Source organism: Grimontia sedimenti (assembly GCF_011045095.1).
Classification (GTDB): Bacteria; Pseudomonadota; Gammaproteobacteria; order Enterobacterales; family Vibrionaceae; genus Enterovibrio; species Enterovibrio sedimenti.
Window position 1 is genome coordinate 510,369 of record NZ_JAALDL010000001.1, and the last position, 25,297, is coordinate 535,665.

Here is a 25,297-nt window from a genome sequence, read left to right on the forward strand (position 1 = left end):
CAAATTACACGCATACGATATATATCTCTAAAACTACATTTTGAAAGCGCTTTCTTTGGTTGCAAATAGTGGCAGTGAGAAATGCTGTTGGAAAGGCGTTTAATTACAGTTTGATTGCACGATTATGTGCTGAATTTACGGCTCATCGCGCTATTTTTCTGTTCCGTCGTTAGCAAGCGATTTTTTATGTAATACCAAGTAACAAGTCTCATAATAAAGACCGCAGATAACCTCTACAGGCTTTGAAGTCGCTTGAATAGAGCAAACTAAAAGACAAATAAAAAACCGCCGAAGTCACAAGACTTCGGCGGTTCAAGGTTTGATGAAGTTAGCTAAGCTTACTTCTTGGCAGCTCTACGCTCTTGAACAGCATCTGCCAGAATATTTAACACTTTCTCGGTGTCGTCCCAGCCGATACATGCATCAGTGATGCTTTGGCCATAAGTAGGTGCTTGGCCATCAACCAGATCCTGACGTCCTTCTACAAGGTGGCTTTCAATCATCACGCCAAAGATCGCATCGTTACCACCAGCGACTTGATTTGCTACATCTTCACCAACAACTAGCTGACGCTTGTATTGCTTGCTGCTATTCGCATGGCTGAAGTCGATCATCAGCTTGTTGCGCAGCTTAGCGGAATCCAGTTGTTCAGTGATTGCTGCAACGTGCTCTGCAGAGTAATTTGGCTCTTTGCCGCCACGGAGAATAATATGGCAATCTTCGTTACCTGCAGTCTCCACAATCGCTGAGTGACCGAATTTAGTCACAGACAGGAAGTGGTGAGGAGATTCTGCTGAGCGAATGGCATCAGTCGCAATCTTTATGTTTCCATCGGTACCGTTTTTGAAGCCTACCGGGCAAGACAAACCAGATGCCAGCTCACGGTGAACCTGAGATTCAGTGGTACGTGCGCCAATGGCACCCCAGCTGATAAGGTCGCCCATGTACTGTGGCGTGATCATATCGAGAAACTCACCTGCAGTTGGAAGACCCATGTCTGTAATATCCAACAACAACTTACGTCCCATACGCAGACCATCGTTCAACTTAAAGCTGTTGTCCAAGTACGGGTCATTGATAAGGCCTTTCCAGCCTACTGTTGTGCGCGGCTTCTCGAAGTAAACGCGCATAACGATTTCCAGTCTATCGCTCAGTTGGTCACGAATAACCTTCAGCTTCTTACCGTACTCAACCGCTGCTTCTGGATCATGAATCGAACAAGGGCCGATGATAACGAGAAGACGATCATCCTTGTCGTTCAGAATGTTATGGATTGCCTGACGAGCGTTAAATACTGTTTCAGACGCATTTTCAGTCGCAGGAAATTTTTCCAGTACCGCTACCGGCGGCAGAAGTTCTTTGATTTTACTAATTCGGACATCGTCTGTTTGATGGAAGCTCATTCATTCACCCTTGCTACACTCTTCACACCCACCAACTTTAATGGAGTGCGTATTCCCTAGTTATTTGTAGTTAACTTATCGCCAATCCAATAAGAGTGCAAACCTAATTTTACGCTTTTTATAATATTTTTATGCCACTTAAACATTGACTATTGATATTTGTATGCTAGCAATTATTTTTCAACTGTGTTTGGGAACAGGAGTTCCAAATCCAGATACTTTTCAAGCGTGTCTGCCAGCACGTCTAGACTGCGTTGTTTTTCTTTCACTAAATCAATACCTTTAGTGTCATCCAGCCCAGCCCATTCAAGAATAAGTTTGAGTGCTTCTGGTTGATCGAACAGCCCATGCCAGTATGTCCCGAAGATATTGTTATCTGAGTTGATCAGACCATCATCACCCTCTTCACAGAAGACAGGGCTCACACCTTTTGATGTGGTCACACCCATATGGATCTCATAGCCCGTGATTGGACTCACCTTTCCATTGAGGTGAAGATGTCCCGATTTTTGGGTAAGCACTTTTTCTTTTTCAATCACAGTCGTTGCATCAAGGTAACCCAGTCCTTCTGTTTCCAACTGGTAATCTTCGAGCCCCAATGGGTCTGAAATGTGCTTTCCTAGCATCTGATAACCACCACAAATACCCACGACTTTGCCGCCATATCTCAGGTGTTTTTGAATTTGTTTATCCCAACCAAACTCTCTCAGGCTGGTTAAGTCTGAAATCACACTTTTACTGCCCGGCACGACAATCAAATCACACGAAGGAATAGGTTTTCCTGGCGCCACATATTGCAAGTTAACCTGTGGATGAGCTCGCAGTGCATCGAAGTCAGTGTGATTGCTAATACGTAGAAGGACGGGCACCGCAACGTTGAGAATGCTACCGCTGGAGTCGAGTTCGTCCTGTTTAGTGTCTATTGCGTCCTCCGCATCAAGCATCAGCCCTTGAAGATAAGGGACGACGCCAAGTACGGGCTTACCTGTTTTCTCCTCAAGCCATTCAAGTCCCGGCTCTAAAAGACTCACATCACCTCGAAAACGATTGATAACAAAACCAACTACACGATCACGTTCCGATTGAGACAAACAATCCAGAGTGCCTACAAGATGAGCAAACACACCACCGCGGTCGATATCAGCCACGATAATTACCGGAACATCTGCCTCCTCTGCAAAACCCATGTTCGCGATGTCGTTTTCACGCAGATTAACCTCGGCTGGGCTGCCCGCGCCTTCGATCAACACACACTCATATTCTGAGCTGAGCTTGGAAAAAGAGTCCAACACCGGCGTCATCGCAAATGCTTTGTAAGATTGGAAGCCAATGGTATCCATGGCATCAACGGCCTTTCCCTGAACGATAACCTGTGCGGCGCAATCAGTACTTGGCTTCAACAAAATAGGGTTCATATGTACCGTTGGCTCAATACCACAAGCAAGCGCCTGAAAAGCTTGCGCACGGCCAATCTCACCACCATCCTGAGTCACAGCACTGTTAAGCGCCATATTCTGTGGCTTGAACGGGGCCACTTTCACGCCTCGACGAGCAAGCACGCGGCATAGGCCCGCGACAATGACACTTTTCCCAGCATCAGACGTTGTGCCCTGAACCATAAGGGCTTTTGAAGTAGGTAACATGAAGGAATCCGAAAGATATGAAACTTTGACTTGAGCAGCAACGATATCATAGTCATTGCAAAAAAATGCTAGCGCCATTGTTTAGCCGCAAATTCTTTGTAATCGCGGTCAAAGTTATTTGCATCGCTACTAAAGTTTTCGCACAGGTAGCCATACACTCAATGACATGTTGCAACAAACCTTAGCTGCAAGGAATGCTGTGGAAAATTTAAAAAAATCATTTGCTATCAAAGCAATTGTGACTGCAATGAGCCTGACTTCATCAGCCGCAATGGCGACCAATTTTAATTACACCAATTTAGAAGTCGGTTTTACATCAAACCCTTCGGGACTCGCTGGCACAGGTAGGCTTGCCTTCATGGATGGTGCGCATTTCATTGTCAATGCAAGTAGCCAGTTTGAAGGTGATTGGTTAGTGTCTGGTGGGGCCGGTTTTCACGCTCCAGTTAACGGCTTTGTAGATATACACGGTGACGCACGCATTTATTCCGTTAAATTCCCCGAAGATGACAAGCACGATTGGGGAGAATTGGCGTACGGTGTGAATGTCGGCGTTAAGGCTTGGATTCTCCCCCAAATAGAAGCAAATCTCTTGGTTGGACAAATTGCTTTTGACTCGGATGATACCCGATCAGTAGTAGAGTTGGGGGGACGTTTTCATTCAACCGACATCTTATCTTTGGGCGCAACCTACCGAGCAAACGGCTTGTATAAAGAACAGTTTTACTTCGACGTATTGTTCAACTTCTGACCCAAATATCAAATCAATTCAAAGCGGGCTTAGAGCCCGCTTTTTGTTTGGAGTTAGATGGCTACTATTCAATGGTTGTAGCCAAAGAACGTGCTTCACTAGGTGTAAAACCAAAATAGCGCTTAAACTCGCGGCTGAATTGAGACGGACTGCTGTATCCTACCTCATAACAAACCTCCGCTACTTGATACCCTGAAGAAAGCAGTGATCTGGCTTTATGCAGCCTAAGTGATTTCACATACTGCATCGGCGAAACTGTCGTAACCTGCTTAAAATGCTCATGAAGCGTCGAAGCGCTCATTCCCGCTACGCTCGCAATCTCCTCAATCGCCAAGTTTCTTTCAAAGTTCTGCTCAATGTAATGAACAACCGGCGCAATACGGTTGGCGCCCGCATGGTTACTCACGCAATTTCGTAGCAATCCACCACCTGGCCCTTTCAACACTTCGTAGTAAAGCTCTCTAAATATTGAAGGCGCTAAAATGTCGCGATCCATTGGGCTATCCAGCAAACCCAACAATCGAGCCACCACGTTTTCAATGGCCGGAGTCATTTTGGTTGACTGAGTAAAGTCGCGCTGCGGTAGCGAAGAGGTTTCCTGCTGCCAAGGCGACATTTCCATCATCAATTGGCCGACCATTTGCTGGTCTATCGCCAGACTGAAACCCACATAAGGCCTCTCTTGGCTAACATCTAAAAGGCTTGCTTCTACGGGCCGCGTAACAGAGTTGATTAGGTAGGTATCTTCACTGTAGACAAAGGTTTGCTTTCCGGTGGAGACGTGCTTTTCTGCTTGCAACACAAAACAAATTGAAGGCTGGAGCACTATCGGCATCAGATCAACCTTCTCCAAACTCGCATACAGCTTTAAACCCTCTATTTCAGACGGTTGACCACACTCACCCTTTACTTTTTCAAACACTTGCTTTGCAAGCGATGAGGCAAACTCCATTTCATTAACCTTTTGCTAAGCATTGTCTACATGGCCGTAGAATTATGACACTAAATACGCAGTTAGAATGATACTCCTTATAAATTCCGGAGTAATAGGCAAGAGTTCTGGAACATCTCGATAACATTAGCCTTAAATTGAATACATAGTAAATAAAGGCTAATGCCCACAGTTACGTGTGTTAAAGCCAAATACGCTGCCGTTCTATGTACGAAAGGAGACTACCATGAGCGTATCCGTGAATATTAACGGACAGGATCTTGAGCTCGATGTACCTGCGGACACCCCATTACTCTGGGCCATTCGTGACAACCTCAACTTAACAGGCACTAAATTCGGATGCGGCCTCGCACAATGTGGCGCGTGTACTGTTCATATGGGTGGTCAACCCATTCGCTCTTGTGTCACCCCAGTCTCTGCCGTTGCAGGGCAGAAAATCACCACCATTGAAGGTATTGATTCAAAGGCTTCCAAAGCCATTCAAACCGCTTGGGAAGAGATTCAAGTGCCGCAATGTGGGTACTGCCAGTCAGGCCAAATCATGGCTGCCAGCGCACTGCTAGCCAGCAATCCATCCCCTACCGACGCAGACATTGATGCGGCCATGAACGGAAATATCTGCCGCTGCGCAACCTATGTCCGTATTCGTGAAGCGATCAAGCAAGCAGCCACTGAACTGAGACAGGGATAGAACCATGCGCGATTTTCTGAACGGTTATGTGCCTGAAGAGGCTTTCCTCAAAAATACTAAACAGGCGGGAACCAGCCGCCGGAACTTCATCAAACTCATGTCAACAGCCGGTGCAGGCTTAACCTTGGGTGTTCACCTCCCTTCTGTTGCAGCCGGTGCCAGTGAAACAGTGGGTAAGCCTTTTGAACCCAACGCTTTTGTGCGCGTCGGTTCAGATGACACAGTCACTATCATGATTAAACACTTGGACATGGGCCAAGGCGTAACGACAGGCTTGGCAACCATTGCCGCTGACGAACTCGATGCAGATTGGAGTAAAGTCACCACAGAGGCTGCTCCTGCAAACGCCAACGAATATAACAACCTTCTGTTTGGCCCAGTGCAAGGCACAGGCGGCAGTACCGCTATCGCAAACTCCTTCATGCAGCTCCGCATGGCGGGTGCAAAAGCCAAAGCAATGCTGGTGAACGCTGCCGCCAAAGTGTGGGAAGTCCCTGCAGCAGAAATCATGGCGAGCAGCAGCACCCTCTCCCATTCTGGTACGGGAAAATCAGCCACTTATGGTGAGATGGCTGAGCTCGCAGCACTCCAATCAGTGCCTTCTGATGATCAAGTAGTACTAAAAACGCCGGACCAATTCACCATCATCGGTAAAACGGGAACTGCCCGAAAAGATACAGGAAAAAGCAACGGCACTGCGACCTTCACACAGGACGTACAACTGGACGGCATGCTAACCGCGTTAGTGGCTCATCCACCAGCATTTGGTGCCAAAGTCGTTTCGTTTGATGCCACTGCTGCGAAACAGTCTCCCGGAGTTGTCGATGTTGTCCAAATCCCGACAGGTATTGCGGTGATTGCAAAAGACTTCTGGAGCGCCAAAACGGGACGCGACAAATTATCGATAGAGTGGGATCGCTCTGCGTTCACAAAGAACACTGAGCAGCTGAAAACAGAATACACGGTACTCGCTCAAACGCCCGGTCTTCCTGCCCGCAACGATGGCGAAGCAGGTAAAGTTCTCGAAAACGCCGAAAATGTTGTCGAAGCCACTTACTATTTCCCCTACCTTTCCCATTCACCGATGGAACCCATGAACTGTGTGGTTTTGGTTGGCGATGGCAAAGCTGAGCTTTGGTACGGCGCGCAGATTCAAACGATTGATCAGTTTGCTGTTGCCACCGTCCTCGGTATCAAGCCAGAGAACGTCACCATCAACACCTTGTTTGCAGGGGGCAGTTTCGGACGTCGAGCTAACCCTCAGGCAGACTACGTTGTTGAAGCGACAATGATTGCCAAAACGCAGCCTGGTGTGCCCGTCAAATTAGTGTGGACGCGTGAAGATGACATGCGCGCAGGTTATTACCGCCCAATGTATATTCACAAAATTCGTGGTGCCGTCGACAATGAAGGCAACATCACGGCATGGGAACAACGTATTGTTGGACAATCTATCGCCGCAGGTACCGCATTTGAGGACTTCATGGTGAAAGATGGTGTCGACTCATCTTCGGTCGAAGGTGCCTCTACCCTGCCTTATGCTATTCCCAACTTAGCCGTTGAGCTGCATACCGTTCAGCAACCTGTTCCTGTTTTGTGGTGGCGCTCAGTGGGACATACGCACACCGCATTTTCAACCGAAACCTTCTTTGATGAACTGGCATACAAAGCAGGGAAAGATCCGGTCGAACTGCGCCGAGCTTTGCTCAAAAACCATCCTCGACATCTTGGTGTTCTGAATCTGGCCGTTGAAAAGTCAGACTGGGGCAAACCACTACCGAAAGGTAAAGGCCGCGGCGTTGCCGTTCATGAGTCGTTCCGCACCTTTGTTGCTCAGGTTGTCGACGTCACCGTCGAAAATGGCCAAATCACTGTCGACAAGGTCGTTTGTGCCGTTGATTGCGGCGTTGCCATCAACCCGGACATCATCAAAACCCAGATGCAAGGCGGTATTGGCTTTGGTCTGTCACCTGCGCTTGTCAGCGAAATAACACTACAAGATGGCGCCACGGTGCAGTCAAATTTCCATGACTATCTGGTGCTAAGGGAAATGCAGATGCCAGAGATTGAGGTACACATAGTACCGTCAGCCGAAGCACCAACCGGTGTTGGTGAACCTGGCACACCACCTATCGCCCCCGCTGTCGCAAACGCCGTGTTTGTTGCAACAGGCCAGCGATTACACGATCTGCCAATGAAGCTGTCTTAATCTCAACGTCATCAAGGAAGGATAATGGCAAACCACCTACATTACTTGCTGAACGAGTGGTATCCGGAGAGAGACAATGCCGAGTGGGTACTCGGCACGGTTTATGAAACGGAAGGACCTTGTTACCGAAAAGCCGGTGCAATGATGCTTTTCAGTAGTTTGGGTCAACAACTCGGTATGCTTAGCGGAGGATGTCTGGAATCAGACATCCAACGTCATGCCAAAAAGGTGATGATGACAGGTGAAGCCTGCACGTTAACTTATGACAGCCAGGATGAAGACGATTTGTCTTTCCAACTTGGTATTGGCTGTGGCGGCACCGTTCATATCATGCTGCAGCCAATCCACGCGGGTAACGGCTATTTAAGCCTCGATGTTATTCGCGCTCAGTTGGAACAAAGAAGATCCGGCTTCTACTATCAGCGTATCGTCACGAACGGCGCTGAAATTGAAGCGAACTATATCCCCTCAGAGAAGATTCACCAGCTAGAGGCTGATAAAACACCATTGGTGAACGACTTGATGAAGGTGATCAGCGCTGGCTGAAAACCTTCATTCAACCCCCTACTCACCTTCTTGTTTGTGGTGGAGGGTTTGATGCCAAGCCGATAGTCTCCCTTGCTCATCAATTAGGTTGGCGCGTCACGCTTTGGGACCCCCGTCCTGCAAATGCAAGACGCGATTACTTTCGAACCGCGCATCACATCCTGCGAGAAGAAGCAGAGACCTTGGGGTATTTCTGCAACGAAAAGCATGTCGATGCTGCAGTAGTGATGACGCACAGTGTTTCTCTCGACGCCTCCGTGTTGAAATCGCTCACGGATACGCGTCTACGTTATCTTGCCCTACTTGGCCCAACGCATAGAAAAGAAGACGTTCTGCAAACCGCAGAGTTACAGGAATCACAATTACCGTGCAAACTTGCAGGACCAGCAGGGTTGCAACTGGGTGCAGCATTGCCAGAAGGGATTGGACTTTCTATTCTGTCAGAATGTATGGCGGCTCTTAACGATTCAAACGCCAAATCTTTCAGTGGAATATTATAAGAATGATAAAACTTGCCGCAGTGATCCTCGCTGCTGGCCGCGCTTCACGTTTTCGCGAATGTAAAGCGCTGGCTGAAATCAATGGCTCTCCGCTCATCAGCTTCCCTATCAACGCAGCGGTTCCAGTCACTCAAGACATATTCATCACAACAGGGTTTTGGCATAAGGAACTTGAAGCTGCCTGCAAAGACAACGATTGGCCAGCAGAAATCTTATATATCGACTGCTGGAAAGAAGGGATTGGCAGCGTGATATCTTCTGTGACCGAGAAGCTTGAGAACGACTATGATGCCATTTTATTTATGCTTGCCGATCAACCTGCAGTAAGCAGTGACAACGTCGAACTGCTTTGGAAAGTCTTTATCGAACACATTAACGACGCAGTTTGTTGCCAGTATCACGATACAGTGGGTGTGCCTGCAATTGCATCGAAAACCATGTTTGAAGAGCTTAAAACATTGAAAGGCGATGCGGGCGCAAAACATCTTCTAAACAATGGCAAGCATGTGGTGAATGTGGTTGCTATTGATCAATGCAACATAGATATCGACACTCAGGAAGACCTAGATAACTACATTCATTACCTGAATCACATGGCGTCGCTGTGGTAACGACGCCATATGAGAGTATTAAGCGCTCCCTTCCTGACGCAAGATTTTAGCCGCTGACATACCCTTCAACGCCACTGGCGCAGAAATCAGTGTCGTGGCTATCAACAACGAAACTGGCACAGCTGTAATCACGATAAATGACTGCAATGCCGCCAAGCCACCGTTTCCAGCTGTTAGCAATACGGCTGCAACCACACCCAGCATCACCGCCCAAAACAGTCGCTGATACTTTGATGGTGCCGCATCTTCGGACGTGACGACAGCAATGGAATACGCCATAGAATCGCCCGTTGTCGCCACAAAGGTCGTGGTGAGAATCAGGAATGCAGGCACCAATATAAATTGCAGTGGGAGTTGCTGAAGCGTCGCAATCAACACACCGGGTAAACCCGCGCCTTCCATTGGGCCGGATATCGCGCCCGGATTGGTCAGCTCAAAAAAGATGCCCGTCCCACCCAGTGCAGTAAACCAGAAGTTAGTCACGATTGGAGACCCAACAGCGACCGCCAGGATCAACATGCGAATACTCCTGCCACGAGAGATCTTCGCAATGAAAATCGCCATCATGGGCGCGAAGCCAATGAACCATCCCCAAAAAAACCACGTCCAATTGGTCATCCAAGCTACTTTTTCAGTATCCAGACTCATGGAAGAAAAATGCTCTAAATAACTACCAAATGCGGTGACAAACGAACCGAAGATGAAAGACGTCGGCCCCAATGCCAATACAAACAGAAGCAAAGCCAACGCGCCAAGCACATTGAGTTTAGAAAGCCACTGAAGTCCCTTATCCATTCCCGTAAAGGCAGACAGCGAGTAAATGGCTACAACCGCCATAAGAATCATCACTTGTGTGCTCATGGTGTTTTCGATGCCAAATAAAGCTTCAATACTGAAACCCAATTGGCTCGCCAAAAAACCGATGGGACCAATGGTCCCTGCTGCCACACCGACAATAGAACAAGCATCTACGACAGCACCAAACCAATGCTTTTCGAAACGTTCGCCAAACAGGGGATATAGCAATGCGCGGGGCCTTAGTTTCAGTCCCTTTTCATAATGGGCATGCATCAAAACAATTGTTGCAAGCGTGCCTAAAACCGCCCAAGCGAGAAATCCCCAATGAAGAAAGCTCTGACTCAGGGCTGCAGTTGCTGCGGCTTCGGTGTGCTGTTCAATGCCAGAATAGGAGGGAGAAGGCGAAAGGAAGTGATACACCGGCTCAGCGGCTGACCAAAATACGCCCCCACCAGCCAGTAGGGTACACATGATCATCGAGATCCAGCGAAACGCGCTGATATCCGGTTTTTGTTTATCGCCAAGCTTCAACTTACCAAATGGAGAAACAGCAATAAGCAAAGCCAGAGCGAGGTTTGCTACCATCAGCCATTGCCAGAAAACGCCGAATTCATTTGCCGCTAACCAGAATATTTGGTTGATGGTCTGAGAGAAGAGCGACATGTCATAGATGGCCGCAAAGAGGAACAGCGCGAAAAAGCTAATGGTCAGTGTCGACACCAGCTTCTCGGCCTTAAAAAGAGAAGTAAAAGTCATTGTGCTCTCACATTGTGTGTGAGGGGCGACACCTTAGCAAAACCATTATGTGATATCTATCACTTTTATTTGATCACTAAGCTTTCCATTACATTGGGATTCCAGAACAATAAACCCATATATATTTTAACTCATTGTATTTATGTGGATTAATGAACTCGTAGCGTTTATCACCTAAGTCAAAAAGGAAGATAAACACCTCGCTCTCTAACGATTTATGATGAGCCGATATGGTGGGCATTTGGGAGCATACATAAAAAGCCTGATTCCTCAGGCTTTTTCTTTGGTCTTTTTCTTCTTCGAGCTCGCGTGAGCTTCAATAATTTGTTTGTGAAGCGAGGTGGCTGCGCGGACCAACCTAGGATGAATCTGCACTTTCTTTCCTTCCAGCAGCATCTTGTTGTAATTGATGACAGATGCCGTCAGACACGCCGCAACTTTGATCTGGTTAAGCTTGTGCGCATACATCGCGGTCTTAATCGCAATAAACGCACGCTGGTCGTCCTTCTTGTAGCTTTGAATAGCAAAGCGTTCGAATCGCTGAAAGTCTTTGTGATAAGACTGATGGATACGGGTGACATGCTTGTCATAGTACTCGCTATATTTTCCGTAGCTACCAGAACGATTGGCTTGCATGAGCTTCTTAACCCAATCCGTAGACTTGAGCTTTTCTTTCTTAAACAGGCCGGTTAGCCATGCAAACATTTATCTCTCCTACTACTCATCACGAGCCATCTACTCAACGAGAGTATCTAATCTGCTCATGAAAATTATGCTGTTGCTTGTTTTTAGGAGGTATTTTTGCGACGCATGATACAAGTCGCCCTCCCAGCGCGTTTCATTCGCACACCTTATCGTTTAACAGCAAAAAATACAGTTAACGAATGTCACACGGTATACGGCAAACACTGAGGAATTCTACTTCAATTTGCGATAGAAACGGCATAGAAATTATTAAAAATTCTTGTGCTGGTATGCCAAATCGCCTTTGGTTACGCTCACGCCCTTAAGCTGCGCATAGACTGTATCGCCTTGTGATAGATGAAGATCATCGACTGCCCATTGGGTTATATTTGCCAGTAATCTTTGGTTACCAATTCGTAACGCGACCTGACAATATCCCGAGGCATTCTCTTCGCACTCGGACACACACACGTCTTCGACGATAGCGGGCAGTACATTTCGGATACTGGTATCGACAGGGCGGGATTTCACAATAGAAATGTCATTGGCAAAAATCCGAAGGCGAAGCAAGGCACCTTCCGCATCGTCAACCTTAGTGACCCAAATGGTCTCACCTTCCAAGTCCAATTGAGCCATCCCATAAGTAGCGTGATGCCCTACCAACTTCGCGCTGACAAGAGCACTCTGTTCTTTCGCCGAAAGCCAAGGGCGCATTGGCGCAGAGCCCCATACATCATGAAGCGGTCCATTGGCAACAACCTGACCTTCATTCAAGATCAGCATATTGTCTGCAATCTGAAGGATTTCATCCAAACTGTGACTAACGTAGAGCACAGGAATATTTAACGAAGCCGCCAATCGGAGCAAATACTGAATCAATTCTTGCCGACGCGGCCCGTCCAGGGAAGCAGTCGGCTCATCCATGATCAAGAGTTCAGGTTCAGACAAAAGCGCGCGCCCAATCGCCACGCGTTGTTTTTCACCACCAGATAGCACGGCGGGATGCCTTTTCAGTAAGTGTTCAATCCCCAACAACTCGGTGACTTCTTCAAACTTAGCGCGGTTTTCTTTTGGCTGACCGTATTTGAGGTTCTTCTCGACCGACATGTGAGGGAACAGACGCGCTTCTTGAAACACATAACCGATACGTCTGCGCTCAGGTGCGAGGTCAATGTTGGCTGCGCTATCGAACAGCACTTTATCCCCAAGCGCTATTTGTCCGGATTCAGGTTTGACCAAACCACTGATGGCATTGATGAGTGACGTTTTACCCGCGCCGGAACGACCAAAAACCGCGGTAATACCCGATGAGGGGATCGTTTCATTCACCCTAAGCCGAAAAGGCTTGTGATCAACGTTTAGCGACAGCGTAATCATGACAGCCCCATCTTCTTTTTCATTCGACGGCTCAGCCATTCAGAGCCAAACAGCGACAGTAACGCAATCACAATAGAAAGGATGCAAAGACGTGCCACGCTCTCTTCTGCTCCGGGCGTTTCAAGAAACGCAAACATCGCCAAAGGAATGGTTTGGGTTTCTCCGGGAATGTTCGACACAAAGGTAATCGTCGCACCAAACTCCCCCAAACTGCGGGCAAAAGCTAACACCACACCAGAGAGAATACCCGGTGCGATAAGTGGCAACGTAATGGTGAAAAACACACGCCAGGGAGATGCCCCCAAGGTGCGGGCAGCTTGTTCAAGCTTGCTATCCACCAGCTCAATGGAGAGCCTGACAGCGCGCACCAATAGTGGAAATGCCACCACAGCAGACGCTAATGCAGCGCCTTTCCAACTGAACGAAAAAGAAATGCCAAAGGTGTCATACAACCAACTTCCCACCGCGCCACGACGTCCCATCACAACCAATAGCAAGTAACCAATCACGACAGGTGGCAGCACCAAAGGCAGGTGGATAAAGCCATCTAACAGAGATTTTCCTGCAAACTCTTTTCTTGCCAATAACCAAGCCATCGCGATGCCCAATGGCAAACTTGCAGCCACAGCGACAAACGATATTTTCAGGCTGAGTGTCAGCGCTTCCCATTCAACAGGTGTAAGTAACATTAGTGATCATTGCTCTGTTTTGGCGTCACCACAAAGCCATTGTGGGTGACAATTTTCGTCGCAGCATCTGAATTCAAAAATCGGAAGAAGGCCTCAGCCTCTGAGTTTGCTTCTTTCGTTAGCGCTTTAGGGAATACGATAGGCGCGTGCGCGTTGGCAGGGATCTCAGCGGCAATTTTCACCTGCGAAGAAGCATTAGCATCAGAAAAATACACAATACCAAGCGGCGCCTCGCCTCGCTCAACCAGCGCTAGTGTGGCTCTGACACTGTTAGAAAGAGCCAGCTTATTTTTCAGGCTATTCCAAAGACCCAGTGTTTCCAGCGATTCTTTGGCATAGATGCCCGCAGGCACATGACCAGGGTCTGACATTGCCAGTCGACTATTGTCGATGGCAGCAACAAGATCTTGCTGATTGAGGCCATCGAGGGTTTTACCATCACGTCCTGCCACGAAAACCAATTGGTTTTCCACCCAAGGTGTTACCGCAGTGGGTTCAATCACGCCTTGCTCAACGGCATAAGCCATCCACTTTTCATTCGCCGAAATATAGATATCTGCTGGTGCACCATAGGTCAGCTGCCTTGCAAGTGCTGAAGAAGAAGCATAAGAAACAACCACCTTCTTTCCTGTTTCAAGCTCGTATTGATCAACAATGTCATTCAGCGCTGTTGTCATTGAAGAAGCCGCAAATACCAAGACCTCTTCGCGGGCGAAGACCGGAGAAGACAACAGAGTGAGCGAGAGAAAACTGAGAAGAATGCGTTGCATACCGCCTCTGGTAAATTGAAGACAGAAAGGCAGTATCATAACAACGAATCTATCAAGACGGGAATTCAATACGAGAGACAACAACTTACTTGGCGAGTAAGCGTACAAAAGAGGCGTAAGCCTTTACGCCTCGGTGTTAATAGTGATGGTGTAGCGATTGTTACCAGCTTGCATCATATAAAGAATTTGCTGTCCCATTGAGTGGTGGGAAATCAGATAATTCCCTTGAGGAAATTCAGTTTCATCAGGGCCAACCAGTACCATGGTGAAGTTTTCAACAAGACGGTCATTTTTCGTCGTGCCATTGCCTTCGCCTTCATTGACGGCCTCAACCAACACATCGTATTCGTTTTCTGCACCATCGATCAGTTGAACAGTATGTCCGGCTAACTTGGAGATATTCTCCCAAGACAATACATTCATTTTCTCTCTCCCGACATCCATGTTAGTTATTGTGTTGCGTCCTGATTGAATCGCTATTTTTGTGTATCAACAGGTATGGTTAAAGTGTAGCCAGCAACGGGTTGGGATACTGATTTTAAATAGAATTTTCTGACAGTTGCCCCACTTTTTCTCTGCAAGTATCAATAAAGCGAGGATGTAATCGGGATAGAGAGAAATTTGGAGGGAGTTTATGGAACCAGAAACGCCGCATGGCGTTTCTGGTATCTTTGCGATTAACGCAGTTTTGATGGACGCGTCTTTTGCGTTTTACTTTGATGGTAAAACCACAGGCGTCTTGCTTTATTACTCATAGAGAACACCTCTTTTTTTTATCAGGTTAAAATGAGCCGACCTCCTTGAACGAAGGTGCGCACGCATTACATTCCTGAGTGTTTAAAATACACTTCATCCGCATTTGCCAGCTTATTGGCTGTCTCCCCTTATTCGTTTACCTCAAGGAGCACACTTCTTAAGAATGAAAGATTCATTCATAGATGCAGGATGAAGCTAATGATATGACAGTGGAAATTGAAAAAAATTCCAGAACTTGTCACAACGAAAGTATTTTTATTACATCCCTTTTCAAGTTTCAAGAGATTCCGAACGTGTGCATGACGTACAGGTCACAGTTCTGTGCCACTGCAGCTCACCTGAATAAAGTATCATTAATTCTATCTATACCACGTCATTCGTACGTTTCAGAGTGCACAGGCATCGAATCTTACGCTAAACTCCCAGCGAGCAAATTACAAAGAAATGAGTAGCGAACATGTCGCACGAAGAAATTGAAGTAGAAGCGCTAGGTATCGAAGTCTCCTCCCAGCCAGTAGAACTTTATAAAGTATTAAAGATCGCCAACGCCGTTAGCGGTGGTGGTGAAGCCAAAATGGCGATCGCTGAAGGCTATGTCTTTGTGAACGGCGAAGTAGAAACACGTAAACGTTGCAAAATCTATGATGGCGACGTGATTGCTTTTAACGAAGAGTTTTACGTGGTGCTTTGTGACACGCCACCTGCACCGATTGAACCAAAGCAGAAAAAGCCTAAACAGCAGCAACCACAACAGGCAATTCAAAAGCCAAAAGCACACAAGCAAACAGCTAAAAAGCAAACGGCAAAACCAACAAAACCAGCAAAAGGAAAAGCGAAGCCTCAAAACGAAGAGCGCGCGGAAAACGGCAGAAGACGCATTTCTTTCTGAATCCCAACTTTACAAAGAAACACCACACGAAGAAAAGCCACCTACACGGTGGCTTTTTGCTTAACTCTAAAGGTTGAAATCGAATACTGTGGTGTTGTCGTAGATATAGCGTGCCTCACATTGCTCACTACGTTGAGCTACCGTGCCTCGTGCATTTGCATCTCATGGGCTATGTGGTATGTAAGGACTTTTTCAGTTTTGGTGTATTTCTACACGGGTGTAACATTCCAAATTGTTGTGCGACCCAAACTCGTCGCCAGCACTCTTTTGCCCGGCGAACTCGAGCTTCAAAGCTCATCCTCATTCGTCTAAATTTCTGGGTGCAATTTGAGTATAGGTAACCTTGACGAAGGGGCTAGATTGCATTTCTGTGATTGTGATCAGGTTTCCGCTTTCGACAATATCAGTCTTTTGGGGTGATTTTTCGGCAGGAATTATGCTTTAAACCCTTGCCACACAAGGCCTGAACGACATCCTCGGAAATTCTCTGCCCCTATTGTTTGAAATTAATAAAGAAATTTCGCAAACCCACTCACAACCATAAATCAGCAGGCGTATAATGCCCACTCAGTAACAAGCGCATGGATGTTAGATTGACGGCTTTTCACTCCCCATTTCGATTTATACCTACCGCCCAGTCATCCCTTGCGATGGCATTTTTTGGGCTAGGTGTCGCATGGTCTCTCTACCACCCAATAACTGGGCATCTCACCCGCCCCATTCTTTCGACAATCGGCATTTTGTTGATTGGTCCTGTTTGGCTCAAATATATCTTTGAGCCAAAGCGTTTCTTCCAGGATCTCAGAGACCCGCTTTACGGTAGCTTGATGGCGCCCATGACTATGTCGCTATTGTTGATGGCAGATTTTCTGGCGGAAGTGAATGTCAGCGTGGCAGCCGTTGTCTGGTATCCCGCGATGGCGATGCACATCTTCATGATGTGTTATTTCTTCTTTCACCAGTTGAAGAACTTCGAGAAGTGCAACATCTACCCAAGTTGGTTCCTATATCCAGTCGGGTTAATCAGCAGCACATTAGCAGGCCCAAAGCTGGGATTTGACAACGAGTCTGCCCTACTCGCTCACATCTGCATCGGTGCGTATTTCTCCATGCTGCCGTTTGTGCTTTACCGACTTTGCTTTTTGGAAAGTTTGCCGAGGAACTCACGTCCGGTACTGGCGATCATGGCGGCACCGGTGAACCTCGCACTCACCGCTTATTTGGTGAACATGCCATCCCCTGATCCTGTCTTGGCTGGCGCGTTGGCGGGAGTGGGTATCATGATGACCCTGTTCGTCTATCTCTGCTATATCGACCTACTCAAAGAGCCCTTCCAGCCCACGCTCGCAGCACTGACGTTTCCTTCCGTTATCAGCGCCGTCGCCATGGAAAGATTGATTCTTTGGCTCGGAAAGGACTTTCCCCATTGGACCTGGTTAGAACGTTTGGGACTCGTCGAACTGACGGTCGCAACATTACTGGTGAGTTGGGTGAGTTTCTGTTACTTACGCCACTATGGCTTTGGTAAGTAGATTAAGTCCCTCATGAAAACGACTACCCCTCCCAATGCGGAGGGTTAGTTCTATTCGCCAATCTCCTCGAGGACGAAATCAATAAAGCTACGCACTTTAGAAGACATGTGTTTTCGACTTGGATAAACCAAATTCATTTCTACATTCACTCGCTGGTAATTAGTAAACAACTCCACCAACTCACCGGATTCTAATTCCCCGTTCAGGTTAAACAGCGGCATTCTTGTAATCCCAAGCCCCGCGACACATAGTGCCACTTCCAGTTGCGAACTGTTGGTTGTGACGAAACTATCCAACTCCACCTCGACCACATTGCCATCTTGTTCGATGTAGCGCCAAACTTCGTAGTTGGTCAGGTTGCTGTAGCAGAGTACTTTGTGGTTTTTTAGCTCATGAGGATGGGTCGGAGTGCCGTTCTTCGCTAAATAGCCTGGTGAAGCGATAGTGACTCCTTGAAAAGTCTTTATCTTGCGGCTAATCAGGCTGGAATCGTTCATGAACTGAGAGGCACGAATAGCCACATCAATTCCTTCAGCCACCAAATCGACTTTCCTGTCATTGAGGTCAACATCAAAGGTGACATCTGGGTACTTCTCTGAAAACTTCGCAAGAAGAGGCGTCAAGGTGTTTAAACCAAAATTGGTCGGACAACTTATCTTAAGGTTTCCTTTAGGAATGGTTTGATGCCCTAGCATCGCACTCTCTAGCGTTTCTGCATCTTCAACTATCTGTCTGCACTGGGCGTGATAGATTTCGCCTTCTGCCGTTAGATTAAGCGTTCTCGTGGTACGGTGTAAAAGCCGGACACCCAACCTTTCTTCCAGCTTGTTGATTTCCTTACTGATGTAAGAGGTCGAATGCCCGGTTTTGTCTGCGGCTTTAGTGAAACTCCCGCACTTAACGACTTCGTTAAACACCACCATGCCATCAAGAAGTTGTGTGTTCATTTCGTGTTTCCAAATTGGCTTTAATCTTTACCACCATAATTGATTAAGTGTCATATGGAAACAATGCTTATCCGTTCACCCCATTAATCAACGAACGGAAAGGACGTAAAGTTAACCCATCAAAACGAACTCTTCGTTAGCGGGAATTCCCATCACGGGTAAGGCGTTAACGAACAATCAGGTTTTATTAAGGGGTCACTATGAAAGTTCTCGCATTTGCCGCATCAAGCAGCACCCAATCTATCAATAAACAACTGGCACTTTACGCAGCGGGCTTTCTGGAAGGCGCTGAAGTAGAAACATTGGATCTGAATGATTTCGAAATGCCCATCTACAGCTCAGATCGTGAAACGAACGAAGGTATTCCAGAACAAGCAAAAGCTTTCTACAACAAGATTGGCGAAGCAGATGCGATTATCGTGTCTCTGGCTGAGCACAATGTTACTTATAGTTCCGCATATAAGAACATTTTTGACTGGGCATCGCGCATTGATATGAAGGTGTATCAGGATAAGCCTGTAGTGTATCTAGCAACTTCTCCTGGTCCACGCGGCGCGGCATTTGTGTTGGATTTCGCGAAGAACACCGCGCCATTCTTCGGTGTGGATTTGAAAGGCACGCTGTCTATTCCTAGCTTCTTCGATAACTTCGACATGGAGAAACAGGAACTGCGTAACCCTGAACTTTTAGAAGCGTTGAAAACCACCGTTAGCGCCCTGAAAGCATAATCGGCATAAAGAAAAAGCGGGTTATCAACCCGCTTTTTTCAACATTCCTTCCGTCTCGAGAAAGTGAATCACTTCCGCCAACCCCACACCCTCTTTGAGGTTGGAGAAGACATAAGGTTTCACCGGACGCATTCTTTTGGTGTCTGAATCCATCACATCGAGGTTCGCGCCAACGTAGGGTGCCAAGTCGATTTTGTTGATAACCAGTAAGTCAGAACGCGTAATTCCTGGTCCACCTTTGCGTGGGATCTTCTCTCCTTCTGCCACATCAATTACGTAGATTGTCAGATCAGCGAGTTCAGGGCTAAACGTGGCACTCAGGTTATCGCCACCGCTTTCGATAAATACCAAATCCAGATCTTTGTGAAGCTTCGCCAACCCCTCAACAGCTTCAAGGTTCATTGATGCATCTTCACGAATCGCGGTGTGCGGACAACCGCCTGTTTCCACCCCAACAATGCGTTCTGCAGGTAACGCCTCGGCCTCGGTCAGAATGCGCTGATCTTCACGGGTATAAATATCATTGGTGACGACAGCCACTGAATAAGTATCACGCATGGCTTTACATAGCACTTCTAAAAGCGCCGTTTTTCCTGACCCAACCGGGCCACCCACACCGACTCTTAGCGGTTGTTTATAATCCATCTTCATTCTCCTTATGAGCGGAATAGCCGCGTGTATTGTGTTTCATGGCAGCTCGACGCGATGGCCTGTGCAGGTGCAAAAGAGCCAACCTGTTCGTCAGCGATGAAACGCGACGCTTCGACGACTTCCTGCAACGCATCTGCCACTTCCATCAACACACGCTGTCCCGCGGTCTGTCCTAACGGCACCATTTTCACGCCAGCGACGACACAGTTTTCCAACCAGCTCCATGCATAACCGTGGCAAAGGGCTTCTTCTTCTATGCCCCATTTCATTCCGGCATACGCAAAGCCAGCGACCTGACTTTTCGACAACACCACATCCAACTGGCTTTCGGCTTCAACCAGCTCAAGCTGCTGTAACAGCTTCAGCATGGTGCGTCCACGCTGAAGCTCTTCCGTTCTTAGTTCCATCGTTTCGCGGCTGGCATACAGCCAATCACACCAATGATTTGCCGTCACAACGTCATCTAACTTCAATGCAGCGAAAACGCGGCGCAGCACGGGCAGTTCGAGCTGTTGCAAACTGTCTGTTGCCAAACTCACCAGCCAGTCCTTCAATGCAGATTCACTGTCGACCCAGCCTGTTTCTATCGCCCACTCCAAACCTTGTGAGTAGCTAAATGCCCCCACAGGCAAAGAAGGGCTAATCAGTTGAAACAGACGATAATCGGATTGCATGACTAGCGGCCGTTGAACATGCGGTGAATCATGTAGCCAATACCTGCCGCAGCCACCAGCATTAATACAGTTTCAAATGGGTGTGCCTGCGCGGTGGCCAAGATATGATGCGGCGTCTCAGCATGTGGTTCGCCAGTGATGTGTGCAAACGCGGGAAATGGCAATGCCAACGCAGCGATAAGTAATTTTTTCATATTCCTGTCTCCTTTACTGAATGTGTTAAATCTAAAATCAATGATGATGGTGATGACCGGATGAGTGGCCGCCATAAGCGCCCGCCTCTGGCTCAAAAGGGGCCATTTCAACTACCACACGGCCTCCGAGTAATCCCACCATTTCGTCTAAAACGTGGTCATGCTGATAACGTACCCACCAATCACCCACTTGCAGCGGCACATGGCGGTTACCCAAGTGGTAAGCGAGTCTTGCCAATAAAACGCCATCATCAGCGTGTACGGTTGATACTTTTTCCTCTGCCGCGATAACACGAACTTGGTGGCCGCAGGTTGATACCAATACATCACCACCGCGAAGCGTTTGCCCACGAGGAAGAAACAACCCAGCCTCACTGCCGTTGTCCAACGTGACGCGGATACGGCTTTTTATTCTTGAATCAATGCCCAGGTGAATGGTCGCCAATTCGGTGATATCACTTTCCCTGACATCCGATGCTTTGATGATTTCTGTAAATTCGATCATTTTTCACCTCAGAACAGGAAGTAACGTTGCGCCATCGGCAACACATCAGCAGGCTGACAAACCAGTAACTGTCCATCTGCACGCACCTCATAGGTTTGAGGATCCACTTCGATCGTTGGCTGCCAATCGTTCAGTTTCATGTCTTTCTTGCGTATGTTTCTGCAGTTCTTCACCGCCACTGCACCACTCTTCAGATCCAGCATTTCCGGTACACCGTTATCAATCGACATCTGAGACATAAACAACAGCGAGCTCTGCGCTGGGCCAGCACCAAATGAACCAAACATCGGGCGGTAATGCACAGGTTGAGGCGTTGGAATGGAGCCATTTGGATCGCCCATAGGCGCGGTAGCAATTAATCCGCCTTTGATCACCAGCGACGGTTTCACACCAAAGAAAGCTGGCTTCCAAAGTACCAGGTCCGCCAATTTGCCTTTTTCAATTGAGCCCACTTCATGGGCGACGCCATGAGTAATCGCCGGGTTGATAGTGTATTTCGCCACATAGCGTTTAATGCGCGCGTTATCGCTATAGCTGCTGTCGCCTTCCAACGCACCAAACTGCACTTTCATCTTGTGCGCGGTTTGCCAGGTACGAAGGATGACTTCACCGACTCGCCCCATGGCTTGCGAGTCCGACGAAATCATCGAAAACGCGCCCATGTCATGAAGCATGTCTTCCGCCGCAATGGTTTCGCGGCGAATTCGGGATTCCGCGAACGCGATGTCTTCGGCGATTGAAGGAGAAAGGTGGTGACACACCATCAACATGTCGAGGTGTTCATCCACCGTATTGACCGTGTAAGGACGGGTTGGGTTAGTCGAAGACGGCAACACGTTAGCCAAACCTGCCGCTTTGATGATGTCCGGCGCGTGACCACCGCCCGCTCCTTCAGTGTGATAGGTATGGATGACGCGATCGCCAATCGCATTCAGCGTCGATTCCACAAAGCCACACTCGTTGAGTGTATCGGTATGAATCGCGACCTGAGTATCGGTCACTTCCGCCACGCTTAAACAGCAATCAATCGCTGCTGGCGTTGAGCCCCAGTCTTCGTGCAGTTTCAAGCCACAGGCACCCGCAGCAATTTGCTCGTCCAGCGCGTCCGGTAAGCTCGCGTTACCTTTACCCAACAAACCGAAGTTCATCGGGAACGCATCCAGCGATTCGAGCATGCGGTGAATGTTCCAGGGTCCCGGCGTACAAGTTGTCGCATTGGTGCCCGTCGCTGGGCCAGTGCCGCCCCCAATCATGGTAGTGACGCCCGAGGTCAACGCTTCATCGATTTGCTGCGGGCAGATAAAGTGGATGTGAGAATCAATGCCGCCCGCTGTCAGGATTTGGCCTTCACCCGCCACCACTTCAGTACCCGGGCCAATGATGATATCGACGTTATCCTGAATGTCCGGGTTACCGGCTTTACCAATACCCGCAATGCGACCGCCTTTTACAGCCACATCTGCTTTTACGATGCCCCAGTAATCGAGTACCACAACATTGGTGATCACCATGTCCGGTGTTTCACTACTCGGGCGCTGACTTTGCCCCATACCATCGCGGATGGTTTTACCGCCGCCGAATTTCACTTCGTCGCCGTAAACCGTGAAGTCTTTTTCCACTTCCAGCCAGAGTTCAGTGTCGGCCAAACGCACACAGTCGCCTGTAGTTGGACCGAACATTTCTGCATAAGCGCTTCGGGATATTTTCTTACTCATCTCAATCATCCTTATCGCTGTTTGAAGCGCCATCTATCGGACCCATACAGCGCCCTTGAAAGCCATACACCTCGCGAGAACCCGCGTAAGCTACCAGTTCTACCGAGCGGCTTTGACCGGGTTCGAAACGCACCGCTGTGCCTGAAGGAATGTTGAGGCGAAATCCTTTTGTCATGTTGCGATCAAAAACCAGCGCGTCATTCACTTCGAAAAAGTGATAGTGAGAACCAACCTGAACTGGTCTGTCGCCTGTGTTTGCCACATCAACGGAAACAGTTGGACGACCTGCATTGAGTTCGATCTCTCCGTCTGCTGCGCGAATTTCACCCGGCGTAAAGGAACCTGTTTTTAGTTTCATTTTGGCCTCCTACACAATCGGATCGTGAACGGTGACGAGCTTGGTGCCATCAGGGAAGGTCGCTTCCACCTGCACGTCGTGGATCATCTCTGGCACCCCTTCCATCACGTCATTGACGGTCAGGATAGTGCGACCGTAATCCATCAACTCCGCCACGGTTCGACCGTCTCGCGCACCTTCCATAATGGCAGCACTGATCAAGGCGACAGATTCGGGATAGTTCAACTTCAAGCCGCGTTCTTTACGTCGTTCGGCAAGTAAAGCAGCGGTAAACAGCAGCAGCTTGTCCTTTTCTCTCGGGGTTAACTCCATGTGTTGACTCCTCGCAGTTTTCGCGGTCAATACACCGCTATAAATCAGTTACGCCAGAACACCGCTATACATCAGGTACGCCAGATCCTCGGCACATCAGGGGTTGTGCCAGTCCAGTGTTTTCGAATTCTTAGCCAGCATTCCGTCAGACTGTGGAACAGGGTTTCTGTGTTTGATGCCAATGCCCGCACAGCCAATAAACCATCGATATAGGTAATGCCGAGTTCCAACTCTTTCGGTTTGTCCTTCTCAGCCCACCAGCTTTTAAGAAGCTCAGACAAAGCCTCTGCGTCGCCATACACGAACATCGAACCGACAACGGGATAACCACGAAGCGCCGCAGCAGAGTGTTGTAGCGTGGCTGGATTGACGCGCAGGCGCTCGCAGAGGACGAGCTTGTCGTCAATAGAAATCGTGGTCATTCCATCAATCACCCCTTTATCAAAGGCTTGGTTGGAAACAGGTTGTCCCAAAGTCCATATTTCCCAGCCTGCAAAGCGCGCATGAGAGGAAATTTGAATATCCGTGCGGGTGACAAGATGGGCATTCGGAAACGCGATGTTTTCCAACTGCAACCACTCAAGACGACTGTCTTCACCCACTTTCAGCGATTGGTTTAACATCGCGACACGACCATCAGAGCGATAAAAACGGGTTGCGCCAGGAGTAGTAATCAAAGCTTCTGCGCCGTCTTTGGCCTCGACAAACACATTCAGGCTATCGCCACCCACCACACCACCCGGCGGATGCAACAAATGGCTGTGGCATACGCCGCCTTCCGGATACAAAGCGCGCTGTACCGCCAAAGGGCCACGGTGCAGGCAATCACGCAATACCGTTCGGGTACCGTTATGCTGATAGCCGAGGCGAAGCTCCGCTTCCCATCGGCCGTGAGACTGGGTGTTCAGGACATTGCTTTCATAAACATCAGAGAGCGTTTGTGCCATGCCATCACTCCTACACCGTCAGATACTGTCGGATCAGATCGTCAGAAAGCTCGTCCATTTCACCGCTGGCCACACTTCTTCCCCGATCAAGCAAACAGAATCTGTCGCCGACTTTGCGTGCAAATGGCAACTTCTGCTCAACGAGAATGACAGTGAGACCCATCTCCTGATTGAGCTTGCAGATGATGTCGCCAATTTCCTGCACGATGTTTGGCTGAATGCCTTCTGTTGGCTCATCCAAAAGCAACAGTTTGGGGTCGATCACCAAAGCGCGGGCGATCGCCAACTGCTGTTGCTGACCACCTGATAGATCCCCGCCAAAGCGACGCTTCATTTCCGCCAGAACAGGAAACAACTCATAGATATAATCCGGGATTTTCCTGTCGTTCTTTGGGCGAATTGGCAGGCCGATTTCCAGATTTTCCTCAACCGTTAATCGTGGGAAGATCTGACGCCCCTGCGGCACGTAGCCCACACCCGCCCGCGGTCTGTGTTCCGCGCGGCGCGGGGCAAGGTCATTGCCTTCCATCAGGATTTGGCCAGTATCAACTTTCAACAGCCCCATGATGCTTTGCAACAAGGTGGTTTTTCCGACGCCATTGCGTCCCATCACCACGGTGCATTGTCCTTTTGGCGCTTCAATAGAAAGATCCCAGAGTGTCTGACTCTCTCCGTAACGCTGATTTAATCCATTTACTGTCAGCATTAA

Annotated in this window: 29 protein-coding genes; 10 read left to right on the plus strand and 19 right to left on the minus strand. The window is 48.3% G+C overall.

Annotated features, from left to right (window positions below; all coding sequences use genetic code 11):
- Window positions 1-338: 338 nt before the first annotated feature.
- A complete protein-coding gene (gene aroG / locus G5S52_RS02345) occupies window positions 339-1,403 on the minus strand; it encodes a 3-deoxy-7-phosphoheptulonate synthase AroG (protein WP_165011618.1) in 1,065 nt (354 codons plus the stop codon).
- A 173-nt stretch (window positions 1,404-1,576) separates the two neighbouring features.
- The gene (locus G5S52_RS02350; protein WP_165011619.1) at window positions 1,577-3,046 is read right to left on the minus strand and encodes a cobyric acid synthase; all 1,470 of its coding nucleotides are present in this window, start codon (window positions 3,044-3,046) and stop codon (window positions 1,577-1,579) included.
- Window positions 3,047-3,245: 199 nt separating this feature from the next.
- On the opposite strand from G5S52_RS02350, the gene G5S52_RS02355 reads away from it, so the two are divergent.
- Window positions 3,246-3,797 (plus strand): hypothetical protein, encoded by a 552-nt coding sequence (locus G5S52_RS02355; protein ID WP_165011620.1) that lies wholly within the window; start codon window positions 3,246-3,248, stop codon window positions 3,795-3,797.
- A gap of 64 nt (window positions 3,798-3,861) precedes the next feature.
- Here the strand turns inward: G5S52_RS02355 and G5S52_RS02360 are convergent, their stop codons facing one another.
- Window positions 3,862-4,749 carry an AraC family transcriptional regulator gene (locus tag G5S52_RS02360; RefSeq protein WP_165011621.1) on the minus strand — a complete coding sequence of 296 codons (888 nt, stop codon included), beginning with the start codon at window positions 4,747-4,749 and terminating at the stop codon, window positions 3,862-3,864.
- Window positions 4,750-4,975: 226 nt separating this feature from the next.
- Between G5S52_RS02360 and G5S52_RS02365 the strand changes: the two genes are divergently transcribed.
- The 5 genes from G5S52_RS02365 to G5S52_RS02380 all read left to right on the plus strand — a co-directional run bounded on the left by G5S52_RS02365 (window position 4,976) and on the right by G5S52_RS02380 (window position 9,306).
- A complete protein-coding gene (locus G5S52_RS02365) occupies window positions 4,976-5,440 on the plus strand; it encodes a (2Fe-2S)-binding protein (RefSeq protein WP_165011622.1) in 465 nt (154 codons plus the stop codon).
- Window positions 5,441-5,444: 4 nt separating this feature from the next.
- The gene (locus G5S52_RS02370) at window positions 5,445-7,649 is read left to right on the plus strand and encodes a xanthine dehydrogenase family protein molybdopterin-binding subunit (RefSeq protein WP_165011623.1); all 2,205 of its coding nucleotides are present in this window, start codon (window positions 5,445-5,447) and stop codon (window positions 7,647-7,649) included.
- Between the two features lie 24 nt (window positions 7,650-7,673).
- Complete coding sequence (locus G5S52_RS23730; RefSeq protein ID WP_235956052.1) at window positions 7,674-8,195, plus strand: XdhC family protein; 522 nt, start codon at window positions 7,674-7,676, stop codon at window positions 8,193-8,195.
- A gap of 62 nt (window positions 8,196-8,257) precedes the next feature.
- Window positions 8,258-8,695 (plus strand): XdhC family protein, encoded by a 438-nt coding sequence (locus G5S52_RS23735; RefSeq protein ID WP_368737442.1) that lies wholly within the window; start codon window positions 8,258-8,260, stop codon window positions 8,693-8,695.
- A 2-nt stretch (window positions 8,696-8,697) separates the two neighbouring features.
- Entirely contained in the window at window positions 8,698-9,306 is a 609-nt protein-coding gene (locus G5S52_RS02380; RefSeq protein WP_046305360.1) for a nucleotidyltransferase family protein, read from the plus strand.
- 18 nt (window positions 9,307-9,324) lie between these two features.
- Here the strand turns inward: G5S52_RS02380 and G5S52_RS02385 are convergent, their stop codons facing one another.
- The 6 genes from G5S52_RS02385 to G5S52_RS02410 form a co-directional block, all read right to left on the minus strand.
- Entirely contained in the window at window positions 9,325-10,860 is a 1,536-nt protein-coding gene (locus G5S52_RS02385; protein ID WP_165011624.1) for a BCCT family transporter, read from the minus strand.
- A gap of 270 nt (window positions 10,861-11,130) precedes the next feature.
- Window positions 11,131-11,565 carry a hypothetical protein gene (locus tag G5S52_RS02390; protein ID WP_002536029.1) on the minus strand — a complete coding sequence of 145 codons (435 nt, stop codon included), beginning with the start codon at window positions 11,563-11,565 and terminating at the stop codon, window positions 11,131-11,133.
- Between the two features lie 249 nt (window positions 11,566-11,814).
- On the minus strand, window positions 11,815-12,921 hold the full coding sequence (modC, locus tag G5S52_RS02395) for a molybdenum ABC transporter ATP-binding protein ModC (RefSeq protein ID WP_165011625.1): 1,107 nt from the start codon (window positions 12,919-12,921) through the stop codon (window positions 11,815-11,817).
- Window positions 12,918-13,610 carry a molybdate ABC transporter permease subunit gene (modB, locus tag G5S52_RS02400; RefSeq protein WP_002536033.1) on the minus strand — a complete coding sequence of 231 codons (693 nt, stop codon included), beginning with the start codon at window positions 13,608-13,610 and terminating at the stop codon, window positions 12,918-12,920. Before modB ends, modC begins: the two co-directional genes overlap by 4 nt.
- Window positions 13,610-14,380, minus strand: coding sequence for a molybdate ABC transporter substrate-binding protein (gene modA, locus G5S52_RS02405; RefSeq protein ID WP_165011626.1), 771 nt, complete (start codon window positions 14,378-14,380; stop codon window positions 13,610-13,612). The genes modB and modA overlap by 1 nt, the downstream gene beginning before the upstream one ends.
- Window positions 14,381-14,503: 123 nt before the next feature.
- The gene (locus G5S52_RS02410) at window positions 14,504-14,803 is read right to left on the minus strand and encodes a DUF6916 family protein (protein ID WP_002536037.1); all 300 of its coding nucleotides are present in this window, start codon (window positions 14,801-14,803) and stop codon (window positions 14,504-14,506) included.
- A gap of 211 nt (window positions 14,804-15,014) precedes the next feature.
- On the opposite strand from G5S52_RS02410, the gene G5S52_RS24150 reads away from it, so the two are divergent.
- The 3 genes from G5S52_RS24150 to G5S52_RS02420 all read left to right on the plus strand — a co-directional run bounded on the left by G5S52_RS24150 (window position 15,015) and on the right by G5S52_RS02420 (window position 17,557).
- Window positions 15,015-15,137, plus strand: a complete 123-nt coding sequence (locus tag G5S52_RS24150) for a hypothetical protein (protein ID WP_268895496.1) — start codon at window positions 15,015-15,017, stop codon at window positions 15,135-15,137.
- A gap of 456 nt (window positions 15,138-15,593) precedes the next feature.
- Entirely contained in the window at window positions 15,594-16,025 is a 432-nt protein-coding gene (locus G5S52_RS02415; RefSeq protein WP_165011627.1) for an RNA-binding S4 domain-containing protein, read from the plus strand.
- A gap of 581 nt (window positions 16,026-16,606) precedes the next feature.
- On the plus strand, window positions 16,607-17,557 hold the full coding sequence (locus G5S52_RS02420) for a TDT family transporter (protein ID WP_165011628.1): 951 nt from the start codon (window positions 16,607-16,609) through the stop codon (window positions 17,555-17,557).
- A 50-nt stretch (window positions 17,558-17,607) separates the two neighbouring features.
- Here the strand turns inward: G5S52_RS02420 and G5S52_RS02425 are convergent, their stop codons facing one another.
- Window positions 17,608-18,504, minus strand: coding sequence for a LysR family transcriptional regulator (locus tag G5S52_RS02425; RefSeq protein WP_165011629.1), 897 nt, complete (start codon window positions 18,502-18,504; stop codon window positions 17,608-17,610).
- Window positions 18,505-18,704: 200 nt separating this feature from the next.
- Between G5S52_RS02425 and G5S52_RS02430 the strand changes: the two genes are divergently transcribed.
- Window positions 18,705-19,232, plus strand: a complete 528-nt coding sequence (locus G5S52_RS02430) for an NADPH-dependent FMN reductase (protein WP_165011630.1) — start codon at window positions 18,705-18,707, stop codon at window positions 19,230-19,232.
- Between the two features lie 24 nt (window positions 19,233-19,256).
- Here the strand turns inward: G5S52_RS02430 and ureG are convergent, their stop codons facing one another.
- The 9 genes from ureG to urtE all read right to left on the minus strand — a co-directional run bounded on the left by ureG (window position 19,257) and on the right by urtE (window position 25,294).
- Window positions 19,257-19,877 carry an urease accessory protein UreG gene (ureG, locus tag G5S52_RS02435; RefSeq protein ID WP_046305351.1) on the minus strand — a complete coding sequence of 207 codons (621 nt, stop codon included), beginning with the start codon at window positions 19,875-19,877 and terminating at the stop codon, window positions 19,257-19,259.
- 11 nt (window positions 19,878-19,888) lie between these two features.
- Complete coding sequence (locus G5S52_RS02440) at window positions 19,889-20,557, minus strand: urease accessory protein UreF (RefSeq protein WP_165011631.1); 669 nt, start codon at window positions 20,555-20,557, stop codon at window positions 19,889-19,891.
- Window positions 20,558-20,559: 2 nt separating this feature from the next.
- Complete coding sequence (locus G5S52_RS02445) at window positions 20,560-20,751, minus strand: hypothetical protein (RefSeq protein ID WP_046305348.1); 192 nt, start codon at window positions 20,749-20,751, stop codon at window positions 20,560-20,562.
- Between the two features lie 37 nt (window positions 20,752-20,788).
- Window positions 20,789-21,256 carry an urease accessory protein UreE gene (gene ureE, locus G5S52_RS02450; protein WP_002536048.1) on the minus strand — a complete coding sequence of 156 codons (468 nt, stop codon included), beginning with the start codon at window positions 21,254-21,256 and terminating at the stop codon, window positions 20,789-20,791.
- A gap of 8 nt (window positions 21,257-21,264) precedes the next feature.
- Entirely contained in the window at window positions 21,265-22,971 is a 1,707-nt protein-coding gene (ureC, locus tag G5S52_RS02455; protein ID WP_062664477.1) for an urease subunit alpha, read from the minus strand.
- A gap of 1 nt (window position 22,972) precedes the next feature.
- Window positions 22,973-23,329: an urease subunit beta gene (locus tag G5S52_RS02460; protein ID WP_165011632.1), complete on the minus strand. Its 357-nt coding sequence runs from the start codon at window positions 23,327-23,329 to the stop codon at window positions 22,973-22,975.
- A gap of 9 nt (window positions 23,330-23,338) precedes the next feature.
- Window positions 23,339-23,641 (minus strand): urease subunit gamma, encoded by a 303-nt coding sequence (gene ureA, locus G5S52_RS02465; RefSeq protein ID WP_002536054.1) that lies wholly within the window; start codon window positions 23,639-23,641, stop codon window positions 23,339-23,341.
- A 71-nt stretch (window positions 23,642-23,712) separates the two neighbouring features.
- Complete coding sequence (locus G5S52_RS02470) at window positions 23,713-24,588, minus strand: urease accessory protein UreD (protein WP_165011633.1); 876 nt, start codon at window positions 24,586-24,588, stop codon at window positions 23,713-23,715.
- A gap of 10 nt (window positions 24,589-24,598) precedes the next feature.
- Complete coding sequence (urtE, locus tag G5S52_RS02475; RefSeq protein ID WP_165011634.1) at window positions 24,599-25,294, minus strand: urea ABC transporter ATP-binding subunit UrtE; 696 nt, start codon at window positions 25,292-25,294, stop codon at window positions 24,599-24,601.
- Window positions 25,295-25,297 lie beyond the last annotated feature (3 nt).